23 protein-coding genes and 1 pseudogene are annotated in these 26,145 nt (G+C 41.2%); 16 read left to right on the top strand and 8 right to left on the bottom strand.

What is annotated here, in order from left to right:
- Positions 1-272: 272 nt before the first annotated feature.
- The 8 genes from C9J12_RS27710 (at position 273) to C9J12_RS27675 (ending at position 9,971) form a co-directional block, all read left to right on the top strand.
- Positions 273-1,607, top strand: a complete 1,335-nt coding sequence (locus tag C9J12_RS27710) for an MATE family Na+-driven efflux transporter (protein WP_107246200.1) — start codon at positions 273-275, stop codon at positions 1,605-1,607.
- Between the two features lie 575 nt (positions 1,608-2,182).
- The gene (locus C9J12_RS27705; RefSeq protein ID WP_107246195.1) at positions 2,183-2,599 is read left to right on the top strand and encodes a TnsA endonuclease N-terminal domain-containing protein; all 417 of its coding nucleotides are present in this window, start codon (positions 2,183-2,185) and stop codon (positions 2,597-2,599) included.
- Positions 2,592-4,523, top strand: coding sequence for a hypothetical protein (locus C9J12_RS27700; protein ID WP_107246193.1), 1,932 nt, complete (start codon positions 2,592-2,594; stop codon positions 4,521-4,523). Before C9J12_RS27705 ends, C9J12_RS27700 begins: the two co-directional genes overlap by 8 nt.
- A 51-nt stretch (positions 4,524-4,574) precedes the next feature.
- The gene (locus tag C9J12_RS27695) at positions 4,575-5,468 is read left to right on the top strand and encodes a TniB family NTP-binding protein (protein WP_107246191.1); all 894 of its coding nucleotides are present in this window, start codon (positions 4,575-4,577) and stop codon (positions 5,466-5,468) included.
- Positions 5,447-6,934, top strand: coding sequence for a TniQ family protein (locus C9J12_RS27690; RefSeq protein WP_107246188.1), 1,488 nt, complete (start codon positions 5,447-5,449; stop codon positions 6,932-6,934). The genes C9J12_RS27695 and C9J12_RS27690 overlap by 22 nt, the downstream gene beginning before the upstream one ends.
- A gap of 495 nt (positions 6,935-7,429) precedes the next feature.
- A complete protein-coding gene (locus tag C9J12_RS27685) occupies positions 7,430-7,843 on the top strand; it encodes a hypothetical protein (RefSeq protein ID WP_107246186.1) in 414 nt (137 codons plus the stop codon).
- 290 nt (positions 7,844-8,133) lie between these two features.
- Positions 8,134-9,225 (top strand): calcium:proton antiporter, encoded by a 1,092-nt coding sequence (locus tag C9J12_RS27680; protein WP_107246184.1) that lies wholly within the window; start codon positions 8,134-8,136, stop codon positions 9,223-9,225.
- A gap of 92 nt (positions 9,226-9,317) precedes the next feature.
- A complete protein-coding gene (locus tag C9J12_RS27675; RefSeq protein WP_107246181.1) occupies positions 9,318-9,971 on the top strand; it encodes a DedA family protein in 654 nt (217 codons plus the stop codon).
- 68 nt (positions 9,972-10,039) lie between these two features.
- Here the strand turns inward: C9J12_RS27675 and C9J12_RS27670 are convergent, their stop codons facing one another.
- From C9J12_RS27670 to C9J12_RS27640, 7 genes are all read right to left on the bottom strand, one after another.
- The gene (locus C9J12_RS27670; RefSeq protein WP_407675708.1) at positions 10,040-11,215 is read right to left on the bottom strand and encodes a tetratricopeptide repeat protein; all 1,176 of its coding nucleotides are present in this window, start codon (positions 11,213-11,215) and stop codon (positions 10,040-10,042) included.
- Entirely contained in the window at positions 11,212-11,865 is a 654-nt protein-coding gene (locus C9J12_RS27665) for an energy transducer TonB (protein WP_107246179.1), read from the bottom strand. Before C9J12_RS27665 ends, C9J12_RS27670 begins: the two co-directional genes overlap by 4 nt.
- Entirely contained in the window at positions 11,865-12,269 is a 405-nt protein-coding gene (locus C9J12_RS27660) for an ExbD/TolR family protein (protein WP_107246177.1), read from the bottom strand. The genes C9J12_RS27665 and C9J12_RS27660 overlap by 1 nt, the downstream gene beginning before the upstream one ends.
- Positions 12,266-12,799, bottom strand: coding sequence for a MotA/TolQ/ExbB proton channel family protein (locus C9J12_RS27655; RefSeq protein ID WP_107246175.1), 534 nt, complete (start codon positions 12,797-12,799; stop codon positions 12,266-12,268). Before C9J12_RS27655 ends, C9J12_RS27660 begins: the two co-directional genes overlap by 4 nt.
- Complete coding sequence (locus C9J12_RS27650) at positions 12,799-14,163, bottom strand: MotA/TolQ/ExbB proton channel family protein (RefSeq protein ID WP_107246172.1); 1,365 nt, start codon at positions 14,161-14,163, stop codon at positions 12,799-12,801. Before C9J12_RS27650 ends, C9J12_RS27655 begins: the two co-directional genes overlap by 1 nt.
- A gap of 2 nt (positions 14,164-14,165) precedes the next feature.
- Positions 14,166-14,948, bottom strand: coding sequence for a DUF3450 domain-containing protein (locus C9J12_RS27645; protein ID WP_107246170.1), 783 nt, complete (start codon positions 14,946-14,948; stop codon positions 14,166-14,168).
- 139 nt (positions 14,949-15,087) lie between these two features.
- Positions 15,088-17,187: a TonB-dependent siderophore receptor gene (locus C9J12_RS27640; protein ID WP_107246168.1), complete on the bottom strand. Its 2,100-nt coding sequence runs from the start codon at positions 17,185-17,187 to the stop codon at positions 15,088-15,090.
- A 639-nt stretch (positions 17,188-17,826) separates the two neighbouring features.
- On the opposite strand from C9J12_RS27640, the gene C9J12_RS27635 reads away from it, so the two are divergent.
- Entirely contained in the window at positions 17,827-19,158 is a 1,332-nt protein-coding gene (locus C9J12_RS27635) for an MFS transporter (RefSeq protein WP_107246166.1), read from the top strand.
- 320 nt (positions 19,159-19,478) lie between these two features.
- Entirely contained in the window at positions 19,479-19,865 is a 387-nt protein-coding gene (locus tag C9J12_RS27630) for a hypothetical protein (RefSeq protein ID WP_107246164.1), read from the top strand.
- 384 nt (positions 19,866-20,249) lie between these two features.
- On the opposite strand, the gene C9J12_RS27625 is transcribed toward C9J12_RS27630, so the two are convergent.
- On the bottom strand, positions 20,250-20,744 hold the full coding sequence (locus C9J12_RS27625) for a YcxB family protein (protein WP_107246161.1): 495 nt from the start codon (positions 20,742-20,744) through the stop codon (positions 20,250-20,252).
- Positions 20,745-21,489: 745 nt separating this feature from the next.
- On the opposite strand from C9J12_RS27625, the gene C9J12_RS27620 reads away from it, so the two are divergent.
- From C9J12_RS27620 to C9J12_RS27595, 6 genes and pseudogenes are all read left to right on the top strand, one after another.
- A complete protein-coding gene (locus C9J12_RS27620) occupies positions 21,490-21,756 on the top strand; it encodes a DUF2188 domain-containing protein (RefSeq protein ID WP_456107142.1) in 267 nt (88 codons plus the stop codon).
- A gap of 84 nt (positions 21,757-21,840) precedes the next feature.
- Positions 21,841-22,434 (top strand): hypothetical protein, encoded by a 594-nt coding sequence (locus tag C9J12_RS27615; RefSeq protein ID WP_146150123.1) that lies wholly within the window; start codon positions 21,841-21,843, stop codon positions 22,432-22,434.
- Between the two features lie 309 nt (positions 22,435-22,743).
- Positions 22,744-23,082 carry a hypothetical protein gene (locus tag C9J12_RS27610; protein ID WP_036802973.1) on the top strand — a complete coding sequence of 113 codons (339 nt, stop codon included), beginning with the start codon at positions 22,744-22,746 and terminating at the stop codon, positions 23,080-23,082.
- A 225-nt stretch (positions 23,083-23,307) separates the two neighbouring features.
- Positions 23,308-23,538, top strand: a pseudogene (locus C9J12_RS27605) (IS110 family transposase); the annotation flags it as partial.
- Positions 23,539-24,030: 492 nt separating this feature from the next.
- Positions 24,031-25,227, top strand: a complete 1,197-nt coding sequence (locus C9J12_RS27600) for an iron-containing alcohol dehydrogenase (RefSeq protein ID WP_107246154.1) — start codon at positions 24,031-24,033, stop codon at positions 25,225-25,227.
- 323 nt (positions 25,228-25,550) lie between these two features.
- Positions 25,551-26,145 (top strand): CatA-like O-acetyltransferase (locus C9J12_RS27595; RefSeq protein ID WP_107246152.1); only part of this gene is annotated, 595 nt, incomplete at its 3' end.

Here is a 26,145-nt window from a genome sequence, read left to right as displayed (position 1 = left end):
TCTTCTTGTTCATGATTATATCGCAACCTGCTTGCAGCAGATTGCTGAAAAACCGAATAATATTGACGCGTTGCTGCCATGGAATATTAAGCATAGCTAGGTGTCGTTGCCCAGACGCTTACGGTAAACGACTAGGAGTATACTCAGCTTCGATCTTATCTAAGGTGTTATTTTCAATAAACTCGAAATAAAGAAACTCACCATTACCTGACTCTATTCACAGGTTGTAGAATGTGCTCACACGACAGTACTTCTTTATATTCACAGAGGCCATTGTGTTTTCATCAATATCAAAACTAAATTACAGATTATTTTCTGTACTGCTGATATCTAGCTTCATTCCTACTCTGTATTCAACTGCACGGATTTATTTTCTGGGGAATCTCCCCGAACCATGGGCATTCAGTATTGCCGCTCAAGTGGCATGGCTTAACGTTACTTACGAAGTATTGAGTGAAGCGCTGCTACTACCACTCGCATATATCCTTGGAGCGGTAATTAGCGACAAGAAAAAATTCGCTGAGCGCATTACAATCTCATTACTGATCTTCCTCATCTTCTATGTCGTGGTCACCGCAGGGGTAATGGTATTCACTGGCGAACTGACCAGTGGTATGAAACAAACAGTCGAGCTTTACCAGAAAACGGTCATTTACATCAGACTCGAGTCACTCGCGATACTTATTTCCTCCACCTATGCATTTTGCTGTCTCGTTTTAGTTTTAAAAAATAAGCACCGAGTTATGTACACCTTACTTGTTGTTAGAACCCTGTTCACAGTGTTGTTTGATAGCATGTTTGTCAGCCAATTACCTTTCTCAATGCAACTTGGTGTCAACGGTGTGGCCTACACAAACATTCTGGTCAACAGTATCTTATTATGCCTATCTGTTTATTGGCTTGTACGCTATGGATTTTCACTTAATAAACTATTACACGCTCAATTTGATTGGGTTAAAGAATGGTTCCAGATCGGACTCAAGTCAGGATTAGAATCTTTTGTTCGCAATGTCGCTTTTATAGTCATGATTTTACAGCTTGTTAATGAGGTAAAACAATCTGGCGTCTTCTGGGTAGCGAATCAATTCATTTGGGGCTGGTTATTGTTGCCAGTACTCGCCTTAGGGCAACTCATAAGACAGGATGCCGCTTGCTCAAAAGGACTCTCCTCGGAGCGTATAAAGGCATATTTCAGTATGACCAGTATTTTTGTCTTACTGTGGCTAATAACCATACCTCTATGGAAGGACTTTCTTCAGCACTTTATGGGGATTAAGGAATATGAAAAGATTTTCAACCTAACGATATTGATGCTTGGCTTCTATATTATCTTTGCCTTTAACAATGTGATTGATAGCTATTTCTACGGAATTGGAAGAACTGACCTAATGTTGTATCAATCACTCATCGTCAACATTTTCTACTATGGTGGCGCATTCATACTTTTCAAAAACAACTGGTTTATCCCCAATCTCAACTCAATTGCGATAATGTTTGGCGTGGGTATAACCGTTGATGCGCTCGTTACCTTCCTTCTGTATAGACACCATAGACAAAATGATGGGCTACATGTTCATCAAAAAGCGATATCACTCCAAGTACAATAAACCGAAAGATGACTCATAATTTGCCACTCTCTATCAACTCTAGATAAAGAGTGGCAACAAAATTCAGACTCATCAGACGTATCATAAATGTCGTATTGCGAGCCATTAGGCCCGAATCCAATCTCTAAAATCATCTCAATAATGAGAAAAACACTCTTTTTAAGGGCATCGTTTTACCGTCACTCCCCGTGCAAACATGGCATTTTTCAAACAAAATTGCCTCTTCAAGTTGTCCCGTCAGTTTATTTTCCTATGCAATTTTCAACTAACAGATAAGAAAAGTGTGAACTAACCGTCACTTCTTGATTTATTGATAAATTACTTTTTCAGGGAAGATCATCCCTTTTTTCGCTCCCACACCTGTTCACTATTTAACTAGCAAGATTTATACCAAAAGCAATAACTCATGGATTTTTATTATAATATTTTTTATTTTCTCACTATTGACGAATAAGTCATTAAGTCCCATTAATTATGTCAACACTAACATAATCAGTTATTTACGGCGAAAACGTCAGCTTGCAAGATTGTAATTTCTATCTATCATTCGATCACCACTAATTGAGGATAAAGATATGCGTACCATTCCAAGACATTCAAAAGTCAGCAACATCTACCGAATAAAAAGTCTAAAAGCAAAGACTGTCTTACGCTGTGAGAGTGAAGCAGAAGTTGGCGAGTGTATTAGGCAAGAATTTGATAAAAACACGATTTCATATATGACCCAGCCTTTTACTATCAGTTACCTATTCAATGGAAAAAAACGGAAATACACCCCAGATCTACTCGTAAAGCGAAAGAATGGTATTTGGCTTGTTATTGAAGTTAAACCGTTTGAACAGATTGAAGGACTAAAGAAAAAATTTGAGGTGTTACGACGAGTTTTCGCATCTGCTGGTTTGCAGTTCGTGGTCGTATCAGACAAAGAAATCTACGCACAAAGTACATATCACAGCCTGAATCGAAAATACCAGGAAAAAATGTATGCTTAAAGTAACGGACTTAAAGCCAGGTGATACAGTTAAGTACAACAAGAAAAACTACAACCTTGAATTGGCCAAAGGCCAGCACTTGATATTTACACACAACGATCAAAGTGAGGAGCCTCTTATCCTCACTATTCAGAAAACAGACCATGCTATACGAAGCCTCAACCTAACTATGGCTTCATCTTTCGAACAAATGACAAGAGCCCCTCTTGGAAACATTAAAGGGCGTGAACGTGCAACGACGATGATGAAATACCTAGACATCTTTAAGGGAAAGAAGAACGTCACAAACGAGATGCTTCAAGCCGCGGCAAAGAAACTGGCACTCCCTCCTATAGGTAAGACTTGTTTTTACAGCAACAAGGTTAAAGCAAGAAAATATGGGATGGTGATTGACGCCTTTCTCCCCAGGCATCATCTAAAGGGCTGTAAAGTGCCACGCTATTCAGTCCAGTTAGAAGAGCAGGCGGAATGGTTTATTCGAAAGTACTACTTGATTAGAGACAAGAAGACCTTTAACTCATTTTATCGAACCTTTATTGGCTTCTGCTCAGCAGAATTGACACTTGCAAGAAATAATATTCCAAGCAAGTCATGGTTGAAACGACAGCTTGACAAGCTTCCTCAAACGGAAGTCATTCTCAAAACGAAAGGTAGTGTTGCACTAAAACAGTTCTTAAGAAAATACAATAAAAAATTTGATATTGATGAAATTTTAAGCCTTGTTGAATTTGATTTCTTTAGCCCAAAAGTGTTGTTCCGCTCAAAGGATGGTAAAGAAGTAATCAGCCGTATTTACTTTTGTATTGCCATTGATGCATACAGCAAAGCACCGCTTGCGGTGTTCACATTAGAAGAAAGAGGAGAATCAGCAGACTGTTTCAAGGCTGCCCTCAAGCAGGCAATAACCGAACCGTTATTTTCAACCAGAACAGGGACATTACTCGAACTTACTGGACTAATGAGTACACTCGTTGTTGATGCTGGCTCAGCTTTTTCTAAAGAACACTTAATACATTGCATTGTAGATGCCCTAAGTATCACCTATAAGACTACTGAAGTTGCAGCGCCATATCGAAAGCCATACATAGAAAACTTAGTCAATCAGATCAAAGTTCAATTTGAGCCTTTACTACCAGGTCATTATGGAGACATTAGAAAGGATTGTGATGATAAGCTGACTCGAGCAACTCTTACCGTAGAGGAATATCGAGAGGAGCTAGTGAATTGGCTTGTTGATGTATATGTAAATGAAAGACAGCTTGGAGATACCAAGTCCCCTCTTGAACTATGGCAAGAATCATATGAGAGAGTTGGAACATTCATACCTGATGACTTTGATTCTCGTTTTGCTTTAGCGGATGAATTAAACGACGGGCGAGCTGATTATCGTAAAGGAATTTGTAAACATGGAGTTTATTACCGGAATGATGAATTAAGCGAGTTAGTTGGTGTAGGCCGAACAATCACACTTGAATATTACGTTGACCCAATGGACGTAAGTGCCATCCATGTAGTGCACCCTAAAGAAAAATATCTAATTAAAGTTGAAGCGGTTCGTCCACCTATTGAGCAAGGAACGTCACTAGAAGAGCTAAAAGCGATGCTTCAATTTAAAAAGCCAGAAAGATCGACTGAAAGCTGTGAAACAGAATACTCAATTATGAGTGATTCATATGACAAAGCTAAAAGTGTGCGATCAGAGAATCCAAAGAAAACGAGAAAACAAGACACATCAACCATAAAAGCAGAGGAACTGACACCTAGTTACTTAAATCAAGTAGTTCGTAGCAGCCACGAAAGTTTTGATGATGAACAGATCCCCCTCTCAGCCTCAGGCGAAGAGATTGAAGAGACGGAAGGGAATGAAACTAAGTCTACACCCAAAACTACCATGCGGGCGCTTAAACGAAGAACTAAACCATAAAGTCTTCTTTAATGAACTCATTTCTCACACCTTTTGGAACCAAGTTATCCTATGAATACACTAAAAAAACTACAAGAGACTTACATCGTTCATCCACATGTTGATGTTGCTATAGATAAAATCGAAGCTTGTATTAACAGCACCGTTGATGGCGGAACCCCAAGAAGCCTGATGCTTGTTGGCTGCCCAGGTTCAGGGAAGACATCATTAATTGAAACCGTTATTGATACGACCATTGTTGAACATGAACATCCAGAGATTTCAGAAGAATCGGTACTTTTACTCGATACCCCTTCTCCTGCAACACTTAAAGCACTGCAAAGTGAATACTTCGCTGCGATGGATGCTCACATTATGGATATTAAAACTGATACGGAATCCAAACGTACTAAGCGTATCATTGAGCTGATTAAGAAGAAGGGCTACCGCATTATTATTAATGATGAAATCCATCATTTTACAGAGAAGTACAAAAATCGTGTTGAGTCAGTAGTCTGTGACTTTTACAAGACACTAATGAAACAGACACGATGTACATTTATCTTGGTCGGTAAACATGAAGCTGAAATCATTGTCCAGACTGACGCTCAACTGCGACGTAGATTTTTAGGAACCGCTCGTCTTCTTCGCTTAAATAAACCAACAGCCACTGATACACAGTTTTCTGATTTTGTAGCTGAATACAATGGAAACTGTCCACTAAAGATCACTAAATTTGGTCACGATTTCTTATGCCGCACATATGTAGCTTGTGACGGATTACCTGGTCTTTATCACGCGTTAATTGAATCAGCGATTCGCTGCAATAAAGATGGAAAAAAGATAACACAATCTGATATTGCAAAAGCAATGGATCTCGAATTCCAACCATCTGAAAGCCTTAGCTTCAACCCTTACTCTGTAACATTACCAAGAGTTACTGCATGGCTAGAACAGACGGTTTAACAATGAATAACTATAAATTACCTTTCTCATTATCTCCTGTTGAAGGAGAATCTGTACAAGGATATCTCGCTAGACTAGCGATAGAAAATTGTTGTGCTGATACTAAAGACCTACTTAGAGTAACAAGAATTCCAGGTGGAACTAGCTCTAACCTTCAACGTACTGGCTCCTGGAAGTCAGCCGTTAAATGTTTTGACCTACTTAATCATTCAGATATGTTGCACACAAAAGAGCACTTCGGCCAACAAGGTGAGCAATATAAATTTACACCGCAAATAAGAAATATGGCACGTTGTTGCCCTCTTTGTCTTGAACAAAAATCGATTCAAAAGTTTGAATGGTTAATTACCGTCAAAACGCACTGCCAGGTACATGGAATTCCGCTGATTGATACCTGTACATGCTGCGATGCTCCATTAAACTTTGATGCTATAGAGCGGGGGCAATGTAACTACTGTGCTTCTGCCATTCTTGACGGCAGCGCTAAAGATTCAATCTTACCTCAGTATCTTGATGGATTAATTGATCTTAGAGGCCGGGAGCTACAGCAAGCATCCAAACAGCTACTTGATTGTGCAGGACGGTTACTACGACCTTTTGATATCTTGCCAGGTAAGAGTGAGGCCCTTGAGCAAATAAATAATTCTAAGTTAATCCAAATACTTACGGCTTCTCATGAGCTTACTCATTCTCCAGCTGCAAGAGATTATTATGCAGAGGAAGTTGAACAACATCGAAACCAAGCAATAACCTTGGGCCCACATGTTGCTCGCTACCCGGCATATGAATTCGAGTATCCTGACATTGAGCATGAAAACGACCCAAGGATATCTACATCGTACCTTCAGTGGAAATCAGAGGCCGCAATTCCTAACAAAGTTAAAACAGTATTGAAGCCGAAAGACCAATTATTTGATGACGATGTTACAAAATACATCGCTGATCTCTGGGCCGCCAATAAGATCTTAGGTACAAGCTGTGCCGAACTTGCTTCTTTTATTGACGAAGGTCTTATTGAACCGGTCAAACGGTCAAAAAAAATCCTTGGCGTACTCCTTGATATCAGAAATTTCGCTGAACTCGTTGAACAACAACCAGTTGTACCAGAAAATACAGCATCAGTCAGCCTTGATGAGTTAAGACAATCAGAATTTTTTGAACGTTACAGTGTCTCCCTGGGAGAACTAGTTGCATCACCATCTATTCAAAACTACGTTCTTGATAAAGAAAATGGGTTAGATTCACTTTGCTGGAACAAAAATGAGTTGCTCCCTTGGGCAATCAACACATTCAAGAGTAAGGATATCCAAGTGTCACCCAAGACAGTTAAATTGATACTTGGTGTAACACAAACTGAACTAAATAATTTGGTCGATCAAGGCAAGCTAACTAGGTACTTGCCAGATAAACAAAATCAAGAATTATTTAACACATACAAAAGCATCGAAGTACAAGCCCTTCTATAAAAAAAGCAGTCAATTGACTGCTTTTTTCGCACATCTCCAGTTTCAGATCCTTTTAGTATATTAATCAATTTAACCAATTGATTAATGACCATTATTCTCTTATTGATATTTTAATAAAACAGGCTATATTAATACTAACATAATCGCTAAAGTGTTCTTTTCGACGTAATAATTTAGAATTCCGCTCTTCTATGTTTTTTTGCCAAGTTTCCGCGTTATTGGCTTAAATTTTTTTCCGCGCTTCTGTTTTTCCTGCCCTAACATCTTGATTCATCAATAGCGGTTTTCCGCCTTAATGACCCCCTAGCCAATTGTGTCCTGCCTATCCATGACCTATCAATGCAATATCCTGTAACACATAAGCCCTGTTGCAGTATTTTCTATAATAGGACGAGTGTTTATACTGCCTTGGTATTTACAGATAAAGGTTACCAATACTTGTTGAGTCGTTGCTTTACGTTCCTATTTGCGCTTACTGTGTCGCTATGTTCCTACATGGTGATAGCGCAGGAGTATCCAACATCCGGCAATCGAGTATTAGACTTATCGCAACAGCAACAAATGTTCATTCTTAAGTCCGACGATCAACCTTGCCATTACGCACAAAGTAATATCATCACTCAGGAAGACGAACGTTCTATTTCTAATGATGGCAACAATGCCTTTATTCTAAATGCGTTAAGGCGCGTAATTAGCCACGACCATCGCGCAACCCTTGGTGTTAAGCCCGAATATCACCTGCTTGTCGCATTTTTGCCCCCTCCACTACTTCAATTAGCGGTTAAGGCGATCTCTGTTCCAGATGCAATCAATCACTGGACAAGCCATGCCTTTTATCCCTCTTCCCGTTTAGCAGGTTGGAAGGAAGGGAACGTACTCTACGCCCACAATCACTCACGTTTGTCCTAACTCTCTACGCCCCATTATCAGGACATGAAACTTATTGCGTCATTTTTCTATTACGTCTGAAGCTTGCCTTCTAGACGTTAGGATCGCACGCCATAACTACTCATTCTTTATTAGAGAGACAGTTCAAGTGAAGAAATTAACAGAGCACCACCTCATCAGTCACGACGCTAAATGGCAATGCGCAGTGCTAAAGCAGTGCTAAAACACAATGCCACCGAAATGACATTAAGAGCCTTTCTCACCTTATGGTACTGCAACAAAACAGCCTTCGCTAAAGAAGAGGCACGCCAATGACAACGTTCTTAAAAGGTGAATTTGTACTAATTTTAGGTTTTATTTCTGTGGCTATTTTTAAGCTCGGGGGTGACCACGTTCTAAAGACGAATATTGCCTCGCTACAGGGAATATTTGCCACCATCGCCCTCTTCTTCGTGGTGATTACAGCAATTTTTGCGGTGGTCAGACATTCAGATGCGCTAGCAATAAAATTGGGTGACCCGTATGGAACACTCATTCTTACGCTATCCGTCATATCCCTAGAAGTAGTGATGATTTCTTCTGTTATGCTAACTGGAGAATCGAACCCCGTTTTGGCAAGAGACACCATGCTTGCTGTTGTCATGACAGTTCTAAACGGATTAGTTGGGATAACCCTTCTTATTGGCGGTCTGAGATACCACACCCAAAAATACAATGTAGAGGGGCTTAAATCTTATCTCGTCGCGATCGTTCCGCTTTCTTTGTTATGTCTTGTTCTGCCCAACTTCACTTCATCAGACAACGTCGGTTCAATGTCTTCCGCAATGACATGGACATTAGTCTTAGCTTCAATAGTACTGTATGGCGTATTTCTTTTTATTCAAACAAGAAGCCATACCCATTTCTTCCTTGATGAAGAAAACCTTGATGATCACGACCACCACGGGCCACTCGGCAGTACCTTCTTCCACGTATCCCTACTGATAGGCTACTTGCTGATTGTGATTCTATTAGCGAAAAGCTTGGCAATTCCGATCGACAGTACCATTAATGAATTTAAGGCTCCGCAAGCTTTAGGAGGACTTGTTGTCGCGCTACTTATATTGGCACCTGAGGCCGTCGGGGCGCTAAAGGCCGCACTGAACAATCAGCTGCAGCGCGCAATGAACCTTTACTTTGGTTCAGTGCTCGCAACCATTGCACTAACGGTACCAGCGGTACTTCTGATCTCGAGTATTATTGCTGAGCCCCTGCACCTAGGTTTAGAGCCAGCAGAGATGGTGCTGCTCTGCGCCACATTACTTATGTCCAGTATTAGCTTTAGTAGCGGTCGAACCAACTCCTTAAATGGCGTCACGCACCTTATCTTGTTTGTCGCCTACATCATTTTGATCTTTGAGTAAAAGCATCGTTCTTAAACACATTCAGTTGGCTCAATTTCTCTTAACAGACACTGAGCCAGCCATTAACTTAATAACAGAGGGTGGATTTGTACATGCAGGAAATTTTATTGGCCATTTGGCATCATGACTTTGAAACACTGCAGCAAGTAAGTTCTTTGAAATGGTTTGTATTACTGCTCGCTTTAGTATTGTTCCTCGAATCAAGTTTTGTTTTCTTGCCACTGCCAGGGGACAGCCTTATGCTTTTTGCCGGAGGAATGATTGGGCTGGGAATTCTCGACTTTTACTCTACCGCAACCATACTGTGTATCGCCGCTTCTACCGGAAGTTTTTGTGCTTATTTACAAGGGCGAATATTGCACAAAACCCCTTTCATTTCCTATTTAGAACGTATTCTTCCCGATAACTCACTCCCCAAAGCAAGGCGCTTACTCAGTCGTTATGGTTTTTTGTCGCTCTTTATATCTCGCTTCCTTCCTTTCGTCAGAGTCTTAACCCCAATGTTAATGGGCATTGCAAAATTAAGCGTTTGGCGAACAGCCATCATTAGTGCCAGTAGTTCTTTTATTTGGTGTTTAGTTCTATTGCTTACAGGTAAGTGGATTATGCTTAGCCCTATCTTTAGTGACTACCAAGAGACATTATCGAAAGGGTTTGTCGTTGTCACTTTCTCTCTTATGCTTATTGCCATTAGCGGCGTTATCTACCGACTAATAACGAATAAAAAAAGTAATCAAATAGCTTAACCTTCAAACAAAAACGGCAACCCTAAGGCTGCCGTTTTTTCATCTTACCCAAGCGTCGCGTTAACGCTTTAGCTTTGCATGTTACGGATCTGACTTAGGTACTTAACCCAACTTTTCGATGCCGAAGACGGGGTAATATTATTCGCTTGTTTCGCATGAATAATCGCCTTATCAAAGTTCTCTAATTTGTAATAAGCCCGTACTTTGGCCAATTCAACATCTACTTGTTTATCTTTACGTTTAACCTGCTCTAATTCAGTTAAGGCTTTATGATAATGCCCTTCTTGCAACAGTAACTGCGCGAGTTCCCAACGGTATTTAGCGTTTAGCTGTGCTGCTTTCGACCACACCGCTATCGCCTTATCCCACTCCTTTGCTACCTGCCAATACATTGCTTGATCAGACAGTAATTTGACATCACTGTGTGCATTTTCTAGTTCATTGATGATCTGTGCAGCACGTTCTGGAATGCCTCGTTGGGCATAAAGCTGAGCCAATGTTTTCAAATCTTGCTGACGTAACGCCACGCCTTGATGTTTCGCTAAAGCCAATGTATCTAATGCATCGTTAGAGCGCCCAATACGCAGTTGAATTCCCGCTAACTGCTGCCACCAAACGGTTTTATTGGGCTCGAGTAAAATCAACCCATTCAAGGTAGGAATCGACTCTTTCCACTGTTTGAGCTGTAACTGAGCCCCAAGCTTGATAGTCAGTGGCTGTATTGCCGCCTTTTCACTCAATGCATCGTAACGTTTCAATACAGTTAGTACTTTAGGCCATTGCTCAATTTGATAATGTGTTTGCGCAATACGAAGCCACAATTCATCCGCTTTTTGAGTTTCAGGTATCGCATGAGTGAGCGCGTAATAATGTGGTAAAGCGGTTTTAAACTGTTCTTCTGATAACAAAATATCGGCAAGCATGCGTTGAGTTACCCATGCTTGCTCATCGGCTAATAGGTTACTGTTGACGGCCAATGTAAGATTCTGAATGGCTTTGTTTGTATTACCTTTCTGCCAATAGAAAATACCCAGCATTCGATTAACAAACGCTTTGTCATAAGATCGGCTCGGGTTTAAATCAGCCAATACAGCGATGGCTTCATTCAGCTTTTCTTCTTGCTGTAAATTATGAGCACGTTGTACCTTGCCAGCTGTAAATTGAGACAACTCTTCGGCACTGGCATTAACCGGCATACACAGCATTAAGGTGAGGGCAATAACGACTTTGTTCATCTTGATCATTGGCTTATCTTAAACTCCAATCTGACCGTCTGACCGACTTGTGCAATTGATTTACCATCAACGACTTTTGGTTGATATTTCCATTTACGCAGAGCTCGGACAGCTTCTTTTTCAAACAACCTTCGCGGTTTAGCATCAAGTACATCAATCGATATCGGACGCCCTTGTGGATCAATCGTAAACGACAAAACAACATAACCTTCTGCTTTTTGCTTCATTGCCCGTGCAGGGTAACGTGGCTCAACACGGTATAAAGGCATCGCTTGTTGATTTGCACCAAAGTCAGAAAAGGTCGGTAAATTAATGGATAACCCCGTAATCGCGGTATCTAATCCTAAATTCGGCATTGATGGCACAGGGGTTGAAGTTGCAGATTGTGAACTTTTAGGTACGGCTTCAGGTGGCGGTTCTGCAGTGTCAGGCTTTTCTGGCACTGTTCGCTTACGGCGCTGCGCATCTTGTTCTTGTTCGACCATCACCATATCAAACGCGAGGTTCTGGCTTTGTTCTGGTGAACCTTGGTGGCCGTTATCGACCATCCATGCCATAAACGTAAACAAACCTAACGCGACAAATATCGAAATAGGCAACGCTAACACTAAGCGAAATACCGATGTTTGAAATATCGCAGTTTGAGATACCGAAGCCATTAACGCTTCTCCGCAGCCAGTGCGATATTCTTCACACCCGCCCCTTTTGCCGCATCCATCACTTTAACCACAGTACCGTTATACGCATGTTCATCAGCTTGAATTACCAAAGAGGCATCAGGCTGTTCAAGTAACAAATGCTCTAATACCGCTTGTACGCGTTCAGCATCAACTACACGTTTATCAATAAAAATGTCATTCGCTGATGTAACTGCAACAAAAATACCCGCATCTTTCTGGCTTACCACATTACTGGCTTGTGGGCGGTTCACTTCTACGCCAGATTCACGCACAAATGAACTGGTGACAATAAAGAATATAAGCATGATGAAAACAATATCGAGCATTGAAGTCATATCAATTTGTGCTTCTTCACGGGCTGAAGATGGGCGGCTTAATCTCATTGCTGACTCCTTAATAATTTTTCTAACTTCAATTCACGCCAATAACAGGCTTTTGCCAAACGAGCATGAACAAACATCCCCGCTAACGCAGCTACCATTCCCGCCATTGTTGGCAAGGTAGCTAATGAAATACCTGATGCCATTAAACGCGGTTGGCTGCTGCCCTGTGTTGCCATTACATCAAAGACTGAAATCATACCTGTTACCGTGCCTAACAAACCAAGCATCGGACAGATTGCCACCAGCACTTTTATCAAGTTCAAATTTTGATTCAGCGCGGTATGGGCTTCATTCAACCAACCACTACGAATAGCATGAGCATACCAAGAGGTTTGATCGTCACGCTGCTGCCATTTTTCTAGCCACACTCTTTTCTGTTTAGGATAATAGCAATATAAGAATATGACTCGCTCGACGACTAACAACCAGCACAGTACAACAATGGCTGCTAACCATAATAATATGGGGCCGCCTTGAACCATGAAGTGTGACAGCGAAAACCACCACGCTTCAAAAAGACTTGATTCCATTACGCTGCGCTTCCTACTTTTTCAGCTTGCTCTGCAACTAAACTAATACCCTGTTTTTCAAGGATATTACGAACAGCATCAGCCTGAGTGCTCAGAATATTGTGTGCAAGTAGCAATGGCATAGCAGAGATAAGGCCAAGAACCGTTGTAACCAATGCAGTTGAAATACCACCCGCCATCACTTTCGGATCGCCATTACCAAATTGAGTAATAACTTGGAATGTTTCAATCATGCCGGTAACTGTACCTAACAAACCTAACATTGGTGCCAATGCCGCCAATAACTTCAACATAGACAGCCCTTTCTCGAGCTCTTGTTGTTCATCAACTATGGCTTCAAGAAGGCGTAATTCCAATGCTTCGACGCTGCGTGGCTGTTCTTTTATATTTAAGTCAGCTTGGTTTACGCCAAGGCTATACACTTTTAATACGCGACCTAATGGGTTATTACCCGGTTCATTGGGTCTTTTTAGCTGCGCTTTTATTTTCTGGCGAACAATGAAGAGTTTCGACCCACGGAATAAGGTGATAATGGCACCAATCGCTAGAAGCCCTAAAATCACTTTGCCCACAACACCACCGTGTTCTAGGCGATCTTTCAATTCAGGCGCATTCGCTAACTGTTCAAGCATGACACCACGTGAAGGATCGACCACTACAGACATAATGCCCACTTGCGACATCGATGCTAAACCCGAGAAAACCGGACCATTTGCAGGTTGCTTCAAATACGGTTTAGCGACAATACGATCACCATTCCATGCTAAATAACCCTGTTCACCGATTAGACCCATGCTACCTAGACGATAGGCATTGATGTTAGCTTGATGACCTTCAGCATTAATGAAAGGTACAGAAACGGATGCCAACTGTGCGCTTGCCTCAATTTGTTCAACCATGCCTAACCATAAACCGTTAAGCTGAACCATCGATGGCAGTGCTTTAGCATCGACGATTTGATCAACAACCGGCGCATATTTAGCACGATCCACCATAGTTACCGATGTCTCAAGCTCTTGATTTAAATCTTTAGCAGCTTGTCGAACAACACCAAACAACTCGCCTAAACTGCCCGTTTCTAAACGCAATTGTTCTTCTAGCGTCGCTAGGTTATTTTCATTCTTACTGAATGTTTGGCTTAGTTGGTCGGTTTCAGTTTGTAGCTGCACGCGCTGTTTAATCAAAGCATCACGCTGGGCGCGAATAGAGTGTTCTGTTTGCTTAAAACCCGATTCACGTTGCACATTATGCACACCTTGAATGCGTTGGGCTTCTTGCGTTGCATCCACTAATGCTGAGGTAGCAGATGCCGTAAAAGGCAAACTGAATAAACATAATGCGGCAACTAACGTTTTCATTTTCATCGTTACTTACTCTCTGCGTTAGTTGAAACGGCAAGCTTTACAGAAACAGGTAACGTAATAAGGCTTGGTACTGTTTGTTTAGTTGCGATTGCGAAGGCTTTATCTATTGAAGAGGAATCACGATTACTTAAACCCTGCCACTGGCGTTGCTGTTCATTCCATGCCCAGTAATGCGTTCCATCAAGGCTACGTGCAACCAATGAAATTCGACCAAGGTGAAGTAAATCAGCTTCAATGTTTTGCTGATCCGACAAAGCAATTTGGCCTTGATACACACCCAACTTCGTGCCGTAATCCATCTCGATTTGATACGCTTCTAAAATACGGCGGTATTTTTCAGCATCACTAATATCAGCTTTACCCATCATCAATTCTAACTTGGCGATACGAGCTAAACGTTGCTGATGTTTAATGGGTTTATCTTGGGCTACAATCGTCTTTAACCCTTCGATCATGTTATACATCAGCGGTACAACACCCTGACGTGTTTCTTTTATACCGTGGATTTGCTGATTTAAACTTGCCGTTTCTTGGTTTTGGTTATCAACCAAACGCGCTAAATGATCACGATAAACAGCCAGATTTTTGACCTCTTCCTGTAACTGCTCTATTTCAGCTTTCATCGTGAGTGCAGCTTCAGCACTACGATCAACTTTTTGCTGGCTATAAGAAGAGGTTAAGTTCGTTTTGTTTTCAATTGCACGAGCAGCATCAAGGTTATTAGCATGAACACCCGCAGTAATGCTGAGTGCTAATAATGCCAAAGTAGGTTTCATTATGTTCATAGCGTTCATCAATAATTGTATCTAGAGTAAAAGTAAGTAGTAAAAATAAAAAAGCACTCTAAGTAGAGTGAGTATTAAAAAGAAAAAAAGAAAAAACGGAAAAAGGGGAAAGCGTTAACTTTCCCCTTATGTCATTTAACTAGTAACGGAACTGAAGCGTTGCCATGTAGTTACGACCTTCGCCAAGCACGGTCTTTGTCTGACTGCCACCCGCTAGGTATTCTTTGTCGAATATGTTTTCAACATTGAATCGAGCAATAATGTCTAGATTCTCATCATACTTAACGGTATGTGCAACACCTGCATCGAAACGTGTGTAAGCATCTTTTTTGTATGTGTTCTTCTCATCACCAAAGCGCTCACCCACGTAGATAGCACCTAGGTTTACGTCTGTGTTATTTTCAAACGAGTAACGCGTCCACACGTTAGCAGAGAACTCAGGAACATCAGCAGGACGGTTACCATCGATAGAAGCATCAAATTCGTCTTGGATTTCAGCATCTAGATAAGTCATTGAACCGCTTAACGAGAAGGCCTCTGTTACATAACCCATAGTGCTTAATTCAGCACCACGGTGAACTTGTTTACCCGCCTGCGTTGTTTCACTTTCGAAGTCAGGATTCCCATTAATATCTTGAGAAATCACTTTGTTTTCTTGAGTAATTTCAAACACAGCGCCCGATACGAACAGCTGGTTGTCCATTAATTCCCACTTAGAACCTAACTCGTATAAACGGCCTTTAACAGGATCTAGCGCTTTACCGTTATTGATATCTTGGTCGTTATCAATTGGATCTTTTGGTTCAAAGCTTTCAGAGTACGTAACATAAATCGAGCCGTTCGAGGCAGGATGATAAATCACACCGGCTTTAGGTAAAACATTGTTGTACGTATCTGTATCATTTTCTTCACGGTCGAAACGTAAACCAGCAAGTACTTGCCATTGGTCGTTGAACGTAATCATATCTTGTACGTAGATACCGTACGAATCACGCTCGGTCGCATCGCCTTTTGTACCATTACGGTAATCAAGACCAGAAGGCTTCTCTAATGGTTGCCCTACTGTCGCTGTTTGACCTTTAATAGATTGGCTTTGCGTCGAGTAGTAATAACCCAACCAGTTTGCACCCACCAACATTTGATGGCTCACACCCAATGCATCAAACTCACCGACTAAATCGACATATGCGGTATCAAACTGCCAGTTATCCCAACGGTCGTAACCTCGGTAAGAATAAGTACCAGCAGCTGAGTCGTAACTACTAGGATCAGAGAAGCTCTCGGTATCACGACGTTCAAAGTCTTGATGGTTGTAACCACCTTTGATGTTCCACACACTTGATAGTGTTGCTGCCACATCGAAGCCAACGTTTTCTACGTCGTTTTCAATGTTTGACCATTGTGCATCCCAAATGAAATCACGGCCAAGTACAGGCTTACCATCAACAATGTAAGCACCAGAATCAACACTGCCGTTGTCATTCGTTTTGTCGTAATGGAAAGACACAGTCACATCGTCGTTAACATCGTAATCAACAAATAGACCACCAACAAAACGTTCAGTCGAAGGCGTACTGCCATCGCTGTATGAACGCCATGAGTCATAACTTTGCTTAGAAACAACGGCACGTGCACGTAATGTTTGTGCATCATTTAATGAACCGCTCACATCAGCAATGGTACGAGATTCATTATTTGAACCAATATCTTGGCTTATGCGTACTTGCGTTTCGTAGGTCGGTTTTTTAGACACCATGTTCACAAGGCCGCCTGGTGCAGATTTACCGTAAAGCAAACCAGCAGGGCCTTTTAATACTTCAACACGTTCTAATAATTCAATTGGCTGGCGATAATGAGACCAATGCTGCTTACCATCTCGTAAGAAGCCGCTGCCGCTGTCTAGAGAGAAACCACGTAACGAAAAGCTCTCGCGGTTTCGGCTTACACCGCCAGCTGAAATACTGGAATCATTCTTCAGTACGTCACCTAATGTGCTTGCACGTTGTTCATCGATAAGCTGCTCATCGATAACAGTAACTTGTCCCGGAGTTTCTAGTTGTGTTGCTTCTACTCGCATGGCTGTCGAGTTGGTATCAACTTTAAAGCCATAATCTCGGCCTGTAACAACCATGTGTTCATCTGTTTCTGAGGCTGTGTTTTGAACTTCGTTTTGTGCTTGAACGACTGGCGCAGCTAAGATTGCGCCAATCAATAAAGTCAGGTGACTTTTAAAAAACATATTCCGTTATCTCCAAATATTTCAATGAGGTATTCAATTTCTCTTAGTGAACTTAAGTTCGTTATATTTATTGAGAAACTAAACGAATGACCCATTACTGCCGTTACCGGCGACCACTGCTAAATTCGAGGTGGAATATAAGTGATAATTGTTAGTATTTGCATTTAATTTACATTCTTTGCATTCGTAAAGTTATGTAAATGCCGTTTAAGTGGCTAGGAAGGCATAAGAGCGGAAAAGTGATTGGAAGCGCGGAAAGACGTCTAAATGGCTACACAGTCAATTTCACGTCAAATAAATCCATTTAAAACAAAAACTTGAAAAAACCGATTGTTATTTGGTACGAGAGAGGAGTGCTAATTACCATTAGTTTTTCGAAAAACTGGACGGAGAAAGGCGGAATTTTTAATTTTTGATGCAAAAGGTATGAAGCTTATATTCCCCCTCCCTCTTTACTTACAACTTAAGTAAAGAGGCTTATCGAAGTGTGTCAGTCGAGATCACGCTGACACGTTGCTGGACATACCGAGCTAATAGGTTCGCTAAATCAGAATTTTGTCGGTTTTTGCAATAATGCCATGATTTCAAAAACTAAAGGGTATATACATAATAATGTGTTATCCAGAGTGCAGAAAATTCATGACGTTTAAAGAAATCCTTCAAATCCGTAATGTTCGCTACTTCTTAATGTTTAGAAGCAGCTACTTTGCGCGTTTTTATTACCCTGTATTCACCCTGCTCTATTTAGATTACGGCTTAACCCTCTCTCAATTTGCCATGCTTAACGTGGTTTGGGCTGTAACTATTGTTCTTGCCGAAGTCCCATCAGGTGCATTTGCCGATACCTTAGGGCGCAAAAAGCTTGTGGTGTTATCTTCAATTGTCATGTTTGTTGAAATCGCAATGATCGCCGTTGTGCCTACTGGAAACCCCAACCTGGTATTCATTGTTTTTTTAGTCAACCGAATATTAAGTGGCTTAGCAATGGCGTTGGCAAGTGGTGCCGATGAAGCATTAGCTTACGACACCTTAAAAGAGCAAGGCAAAGAAGAAATGTGGCCGCGAGTCTTACAAATCCAACTTCGCGTCGCCTCAAGTGTCGGTATCTTTGTCACTCTAATCGGTGCTGCCATGTACGATGTTAACTTCATGGCTAACATTTTTCAGACTCTCGGATTAGCGGAGCCAGAGAGCACCAAAGATTTAATGCGCATTCCCGTTTTTGCCACTCTATTTGTCGCGATGATCGCCATTTATGCGGCGATAAACATGAAGGAAGAGAAAAAAATACTGCCAAGTAATCAAACCAAATTGGCCACAACCATAGCAAGCCTTAAATTAACGGCCGACACTGGTAAGTGGGTATTTTCTACGCCTTATGTACTCTTCATATTGCTCTACTACAGCCTATTCGAACACACCTCGCGGATGTTCCTAACCATGAACAGCCAATACTATCTTGCCATTGATATTCCTATTATCTATTTCGGTTTTATTGGAGCGGGGATCAGCGTACTTAAAATCATACTGGCGGGACAAAGCAGAAGATTAGCGGAAAGCATGGATCCAAAGATATTCATAGCTGTCATGGGCTTAGCAACCATGGCAACTTATTATTGGATTAGTTTGGGGTGGTCCATCTACGGGGTAATACCTGCACTGATGTTAATCTTTATAATCATGACAATGAACATTTTCATTAGTTATCATCTTAATAAAAAGACCAAATCACACAACAGAGCAACCGTTCTAAGCTTTAAAGGCCTGATGTTTAACCTCGGATACGGCTTGATCGGTATTTTGTATGCCTACTACTATAAATTGGTGTCTCAGGGCTATACCGCACAAGAAATAGAACAAAACCTCGATTTCTTGGCCTCACTTTCTTCGTTTTTCTATTACTTTACGTTGTTGTTCATTTCAATCAGCGCGCTGTTCTATTTCAAGAACAGAAAGAAGGCGATTTTTTGAAAAGTACTAAGGTAGGATTGAAGAAATGACATACTCTTCGACAAACGCGTGCAACTTCTCTTCGGCATAACACGCCGATGAACAGAAATGGGTCAGATGTTTTGCTAATTTAGCAGAACATGAATTAATTGAAGTATGGCAAAACTCGCTTAGATAAGTGTCTTGTAGTACTCACGTCGAACAGAGGCTAAGCCCCTTAACCAGTACAGTGCGTAAAATGATAATTTGACTAATTGAATGCACAAGAAATAGGATATAAAGGCACATGACAATAATGTTCAGTTATATGCTGTATACCTTGATTAGTAAGAGCAATCCAAATGTCTAATATAGTTCAGTTCTCTATGTTCAGTGGTAGTAAGAAGACTAACACTACCCCACCAATCAAATCACCAAGCCCTAAAGCTTTAAGGGAACAGGCAGCATTGAAGCAAGAGAATCGCTGCTACTTTTGTGGCAAACGTAAAGAACCAAAAGAGCTGAACTGGCTTAATAAGCTTGGTTTTAAACAAAAGGCTTATGTTGTCTGCGGTACTTGTAGTTCTGAAGCTAAGTCACGTTCAATGGATGAACTACGGATAATCCTTGCGCTGAAGGCTATGGATTTCAGAACAGTTAAGATTCAGCAGTACCTTGAGTTGAGAGAGAAAGGTGTTCAGATAGACGGTGTACGTGAATACAAGTTCCACTTTGAAACTATTGAGTGATTAGGACCATGAGCTAAAGGTGAGCCGATAAGTGAAAACCAATAACTATCGACTTCATAGACACTAAGTCGGTAGTAAAAAAATACCAAATGACGCTTAGTTTATTAGCTGAATACTTTTCTTCGTAAAAAACTTTGGGGCAAGAACGTGTCAGACAGGTTGTCGCTGACACGTCTCTGGACAAAACCTTGTTGCGAACTTCATATTACAGAGTGAACTCGGATAACCTCAGCTACTGTAAAAACCTTCCAATCGCCTACAAAGTCATGGCAAATTTTACTCAGCCACTTCACCCCTAGCTAGAAACTAAACCGCTCTTATCAAAAGCAAAATGAAAGACCTGACCGTATTCGTTTTATTACCTCTATTTTGCGCGCATTGACGTTAGTTCATTTTTGATACTGCGTGCTGCTCTACAATGAACGCGATCACTTCATCATTTAAGCAAGATTTACTGACATACTGGCGCTGTTTACCCATATGAAGGATAAACCCTAAATCGCTTTGTTTAAGTTGGTCGATTTCACTCCAGGCGATGCTACGGGTGTTTTTACCGCTTTTATAACTCACACCGTTAGAGTCAACCTGAAATACCACTCTGCTGCCAGAGTTCCTGCTGAGTGTTTGTCGCCATAACCACCAGGTTCTCTTAAAATAAACACTTAACGCCTCAATAATACTCAAAACAATAAAGAACCAACCAACGTAACCGCTGGGTAATAGCTCAAATATTAATAAAACCACACCAAAAAGAAGAAAAAGTATTCCTTTTAAATAGGCTTTTGGAAATTTAGCAGGACGGCTAGTTTGATCATAACACTCTGCAAAAAAGGTCTTGTCGAGGGTGTATTCTGTGGTGAAACCAAAATCTTTAGACATATGTGGCTACTTTAAGGTTTTCTTTGAATGAGTATCCCATGCTGCGATCTCGCAACTCGAGTATTGTACAGCTTCTCGGTGCTTTTCTTTAGCTATTTTGATCCTCTTTTTTAAATCAAGAACACCGACAGGGTCTACTCTCGCCATAGCCAATTTGCTATCCAAATTGATACTAAATGATGCATATAAAGGTAAGACCAACCAACTAAAAACCTAGGCGTTCTGTAATGCTATATGAAGCTGATAACTCGTTGAGGACAGCTGGTGCGCAAACATCAAAGGCTAAAGGCTAGCTCCCTCAACAAGAAGCCGAGTATACGTACGCATCTTACACTTGAATTAATTCGCCACTTTGCTAATACGTAGATTCCATATACAGAATACGGCAAAATTGCTTGGTGATCACAATGTCAGCAGAAAATAAGCTGACTCGCAGTTGGACAAAAGTGAGCTAGAAATTATCGTCTAATCAAGTATCGTCAGATAACTTAATGTATAGAAAAACTGAGTTCATTACATTATTTGCCTGAAATGATTAAGGCTTGCTTGATCCAAGTAAACCTCACTGAACCTGTCATAAATTTACAGCTCAATCTAAAGCAAAATGAGTTGTTCTAAGTGGCAAAAAGCAACGTTACAGGCTCATGTGTCTCAACGTGATGAATATTGTGAGCTAACTCGCTGATTTACAATAATCGGCACTTAGCGCACCTTGAAATCAAACGTTGCTGACCAAATATACAGTATGAGTTTTGTTGAATTTAAAGGGTGGTTATTTATGGCTCCAAGAAAAGATCAACATGTAGTTCCACATCCTGATGGGTGGGCTGTTAAAGGCGCTGGAAACAGTAAAGCAACAAAAGTAACGAGCACTCAGAAAGAAGCTATTACTATTGCAGAACAAATCGCCAGAAACAAAGGGACAGATACCAAAATACATGGTCAAGATGGAAAAATAAGAGCTGGAAACAGCTATGGTAATGACCCATGTCCGCCTAAAGATAAAAAATAGATTTGCTGTAACAACGAATTCAAAGAAAGGTCGCCAATGGCGGCCTTTAATGTAAAGGGTTGACGTTATTAAAGAGGTTTGGTTATGAGAAGGTCTGTGCTGGGTTACCTTATTGCAGGCATGATTATGCTTTCACCAATAATTATGTATGCATGTACGTTTGGTGTTGGGACTTGGAATACACATGAATATTGGGCAGAAATGGGCTCGGCATTAGGTGGTATTTATACGCCAATAGTGGGTTTTTTAACGCTCTATGTAATTTTTAGACAAGTTAAAAACCAAGAACAAACAGACCGATACAATAGAAAACAGTCCGATATTAATAGGGTTGAAGCGGATTTGAATGAATCCGTAGTTTTGATGTTAAAAAAGTTGAAAGAAAGCGACCCTGAATTAGGTACAACGATTTCTGATGCCATCCTAAAAATATATAGGTCTGGTAATGCCAAGAACCATGCTCAATTACTAAATGCAAAACCGGATGCAATTGCTGGCTGGATTGGCATTGCTGGCGCTCTTTCTGGATTAAAAATATTAGATGAATATAGATATATAAATCAATTGAGTCGAGTTGCAGGCTATTTTGATTATGAGCTTTGCTTGGCATTAGATGTGACTGTATCTATAGCTACTAATAAAAAATACGATAAGCACTTTATGGGTGATATACCATAACACCCGTAAAGCGATCTACAACAACACATTAAATCAAAGACTGCCATTGGCGGTCTTTTTCGATTATTGAGTCGTTACAATACCCTTCTCATGACATTTAGTATCACAAAACAATATTAACAGCCTGTGAATGAGTAATTACGTTAACGCACAATGGGGCAAAAACGTGTTTCAAGTTGGCCTAGTTAATGTGTGGCCTAGTTAATGTCCGGAAATGGCACAGAATTACCGCCTTTAGCAACTAAATCTCTACTACGTTCTGCCCCTGATAGTGATAAAATCTCCGCATCAGAATTAACGAGAAACTCTATGTTTATCCATCATGTTAACGGCATCGACTGGCTGGTGATTACAGCTTTTGAAGAACTGAAAACTATATTTATCGAAGAAGCCGGTGCGATCCCCTTTTGCTTCTCTACCGCCAGCGAATTGAACCTGATTGATCAAGCCAAGCGCACTTATGGATATTTGCCTACACTCAGCGGCGTAATCACCGATACCGGCACTTTTCAAAGCCAGGATAACGAAGAAGATTTGAACCCACAGCTTGCCTGCCTAGTTGAGGGGCGTGGTCGGGTGTTTATCTATTACGGCGGCTTTGTTGCTTTTGTGGATGACGAGCAAACCTTTATTACCCGAATGGACTGAAAATTATTCAGTAAGTTGAAATCGGCGAATTGGCATCCCTAGCCGTTCATCCGCAAGCGTTTCGTTTATTAACAGGGTGCGAATTGAATGGAGCCGGATCCTAGCTTCAATAAGAAAAATGCTGCGATTAACTGGCTAGCTGTATCCCTAGCATGATGTATGGAATCCACTCCTCCTCTGCCAATCTAGACTTAGCAGAGAAAGATTAAAATCGAGGATTCCAATATGTTGACTAATAACGTTATCGCTATCGACCTAGCTAAGAATGTTCTTCAAGCCTGTCATATCAGTGTTCATGGAGAACTGCTTTCCAATAGGCCTTTAAGTCGACAGAAAATGAAAGAATTTCTCGTCAAGACTAAGCCTTCTATTGTCGCTATGGAAGGTTGCTGTGGCTGTCATTATTGGGGGCAATTAGCCGAAAAATTCGGACATGAAGTACGGGTCATCAACCCGTATTACTTACCGCGTAACGCGATAATAATTTAAAATCTCACGAAATGATGATGCATAAAAGGTAAGACCAACCTACTGAAAACCTGGCCATTCTGTCATGCTTTAGAAGCTGATAACACGATGAGGACAGTAGGTGCGCAAACATCAAAGGCTAGAAGGTAGCCCCTTCAACAAGAAGCCAAATATACGTACGCATCTTAACTTTAACTGCTAAATCACTTTGTAAATACGTGGATTCCATATATGTAAAACTAATGAGTACGAGAACTGAACCTTCGACGGTTTAAACCCACCGCAGCAGGTCTGGTGTACACACAGTAGTGAGTGGCGACGAGATCATAACTTACTGTTCCAGCTTGCGAGAAAACCGTAAACACCTGCTTTCAGAGGAACATCATTAGCTCCAGCCAATGCTCAGAAATATGAATCAAGTCTAATACTGCTACACCCGTTGCCCCTATAATTTAAACATCTGTTTAAAAGGATTTTAATATGTTTTTGTACAAAACAGTCATTGGTGTCAACAAGCAGCTAAATAAATTAATCACTATCCCTTTTCCGCATGTGGAAACAGGCATAAACAGTATATCGAAGGCTGGCGAATTAATGTTGTCAGCCGGGGCCAAGAAAGTCATGATAGTGACAGGTAGAGTTAGCTCAATGGGGATGACAGCCCCCCTTTGTGACTCGCTGCAGGCCAAAAACATCGACTATGCCATTTTCAACCAGGTTACGCCCGATCCGACCATCGCCACGGTACTAAACGGTGCTGATTTCTATAAAAAATATAATTGTGACGCCCTTATCGCCCTCGGAGGCGGCTCCCCTATCGACTGTGCCAAAGTCATCGGAGCTAAAGTTGTCAGAGACCGACCGGTAAGATCCATGGCCGGAAAACTAAAAATCAGAAGAAAACTTCCACCATTTTTAGCTATCCCTACCACAGCAGGTACTGGCTCGGAAGCCACCGTTGCCGCCGTCATTTCCGATCCAGCCGCAGGTAAAAAGTTCGCTGTCATAGATCCCGTGCTATTACCTGACTTCGCCATTATTGATCCAAAACTGATGACAAGCCTACCGAAAAATATGACAGCGGCAACCGGAATGGATGCCCTAACCCACGCCATAGAAGCCTATATCGGCACATACAACACCCCGCTGAGCGACAACTATGCCAAGCAGGCGATTGAGAAAATTTTCACCTACCTGCCGAAAGCTTATGAAAATGGCCAAGATGTAGAGGCGCGCGAACAAATGTCTATCGCCTCCTATGAGGCCGGTTGTGCGTTTACCCGCGCATTCGTTGGCTATGTCCATGCGATCGCACACCAACTAGGGGGGATGTACCACATTCCACATGGGCTGGCGAACGCGGTTCTGCTCCCTGATATATTGCATTTCTTACAACCATATTGCGTGAAATGCATGAATGAGCTGGCAGCAGTTATCGGCCTAATTGATGGTAAAGAGTTTATTGATGCTGTTATTGAGCTAAATCAACAGCTGAATATTCCAACCCATTTCCCTGAACTACAGATCTGCGATATTCCGTTGATTGCCAAACGTGCATTAGCAGAGGCCCATGGTACCTATCCGGTACCGGGTTACATGAACCAAAAACAATGTGAAAGTTTATTGCGACAATTTATTGCCGAACAGTCACATTGTGACAACGTCACAGCAACCTAAAACAGCATTGCCATCAGCAGCTTCAGACTTCACCTGCTGATGGCCTCTAGGTCGCTATTCCGGGATATGTTGCAAAAAATTCAGCTTCAGCTCAAAATCCTACTTTTACCTAACTCTCTGAGCGCCCAATGACTAAGAATGAATTCAAATGGAAACATTTTTCTCCTGAAATCATCCTTTGATGCTTGCGTTGGTATGGTTCGACACCAATGATTTTCGCTATTTGACCTCAGTTCCTACAAATGGAATTTTTTGTTTCCAATTTTTTCGATAAACAATATCATCATCACAATCATCATAGATATAGATTTAAATGAAATTCAATGACATATAAAGTACAGGATACAAGCCAATGGTTACGCTCAGAACATTTCAAGTTCTACCAAAATTTCACTCACCCTTGGTATAACATCTGTTCAAATATCGATGTTACTGAGCTATATCATTATTGTAAGCAGCACGGGCATCGTTTTTTCCATGCTTACCTTTACCTAACTCAACAGGCTCTTAACCAATTTGAGCCGATGGCATATCGCATTGTTGAAGATGAAGTGCGCATATATTCCCCCATGAGTGTCAGCGTCGCCTTGCTCGCCAATGACGATACGGTAAGATTTTGCGATCTCCCCTATGCGTCTATTTTTAAAAAATTTACCCAAAGTGCGACTGAAACCGAAATAAGAATAAAAAACTCGTCGTTTATTGTGGAGCAATTTATTGGTAAAGAAATACGTCAAGATACTATTCATATGACAGTACTGCCCTGGGTTGATTTCACCAGCATGACGCACGCAAGAGACACCAAGCATCCAGACAGCATTCCCAAAATGGCGTTAGGGAAATTAACTCAAAATGGTGATCGCATGAGAATGCCTCTTTCGATAGAAGTACACCACGGGATGATGGATGGTCTTCATG

The organism is Photobacterium frigidiphilum (assembly GCF_003025615.1).
GTDB lineage: Bacteria > Pseudomonadota > Gammaproteobacteria > Enterobacterales > Vibrionaceae > Photobacterium > Photobacterium frigidiphilum.
The sequence above is the reverse complement of the archived record's forward strand: the minus strand, read 5'-3'. Positions and strand labels throughout refer to the sequence as shown.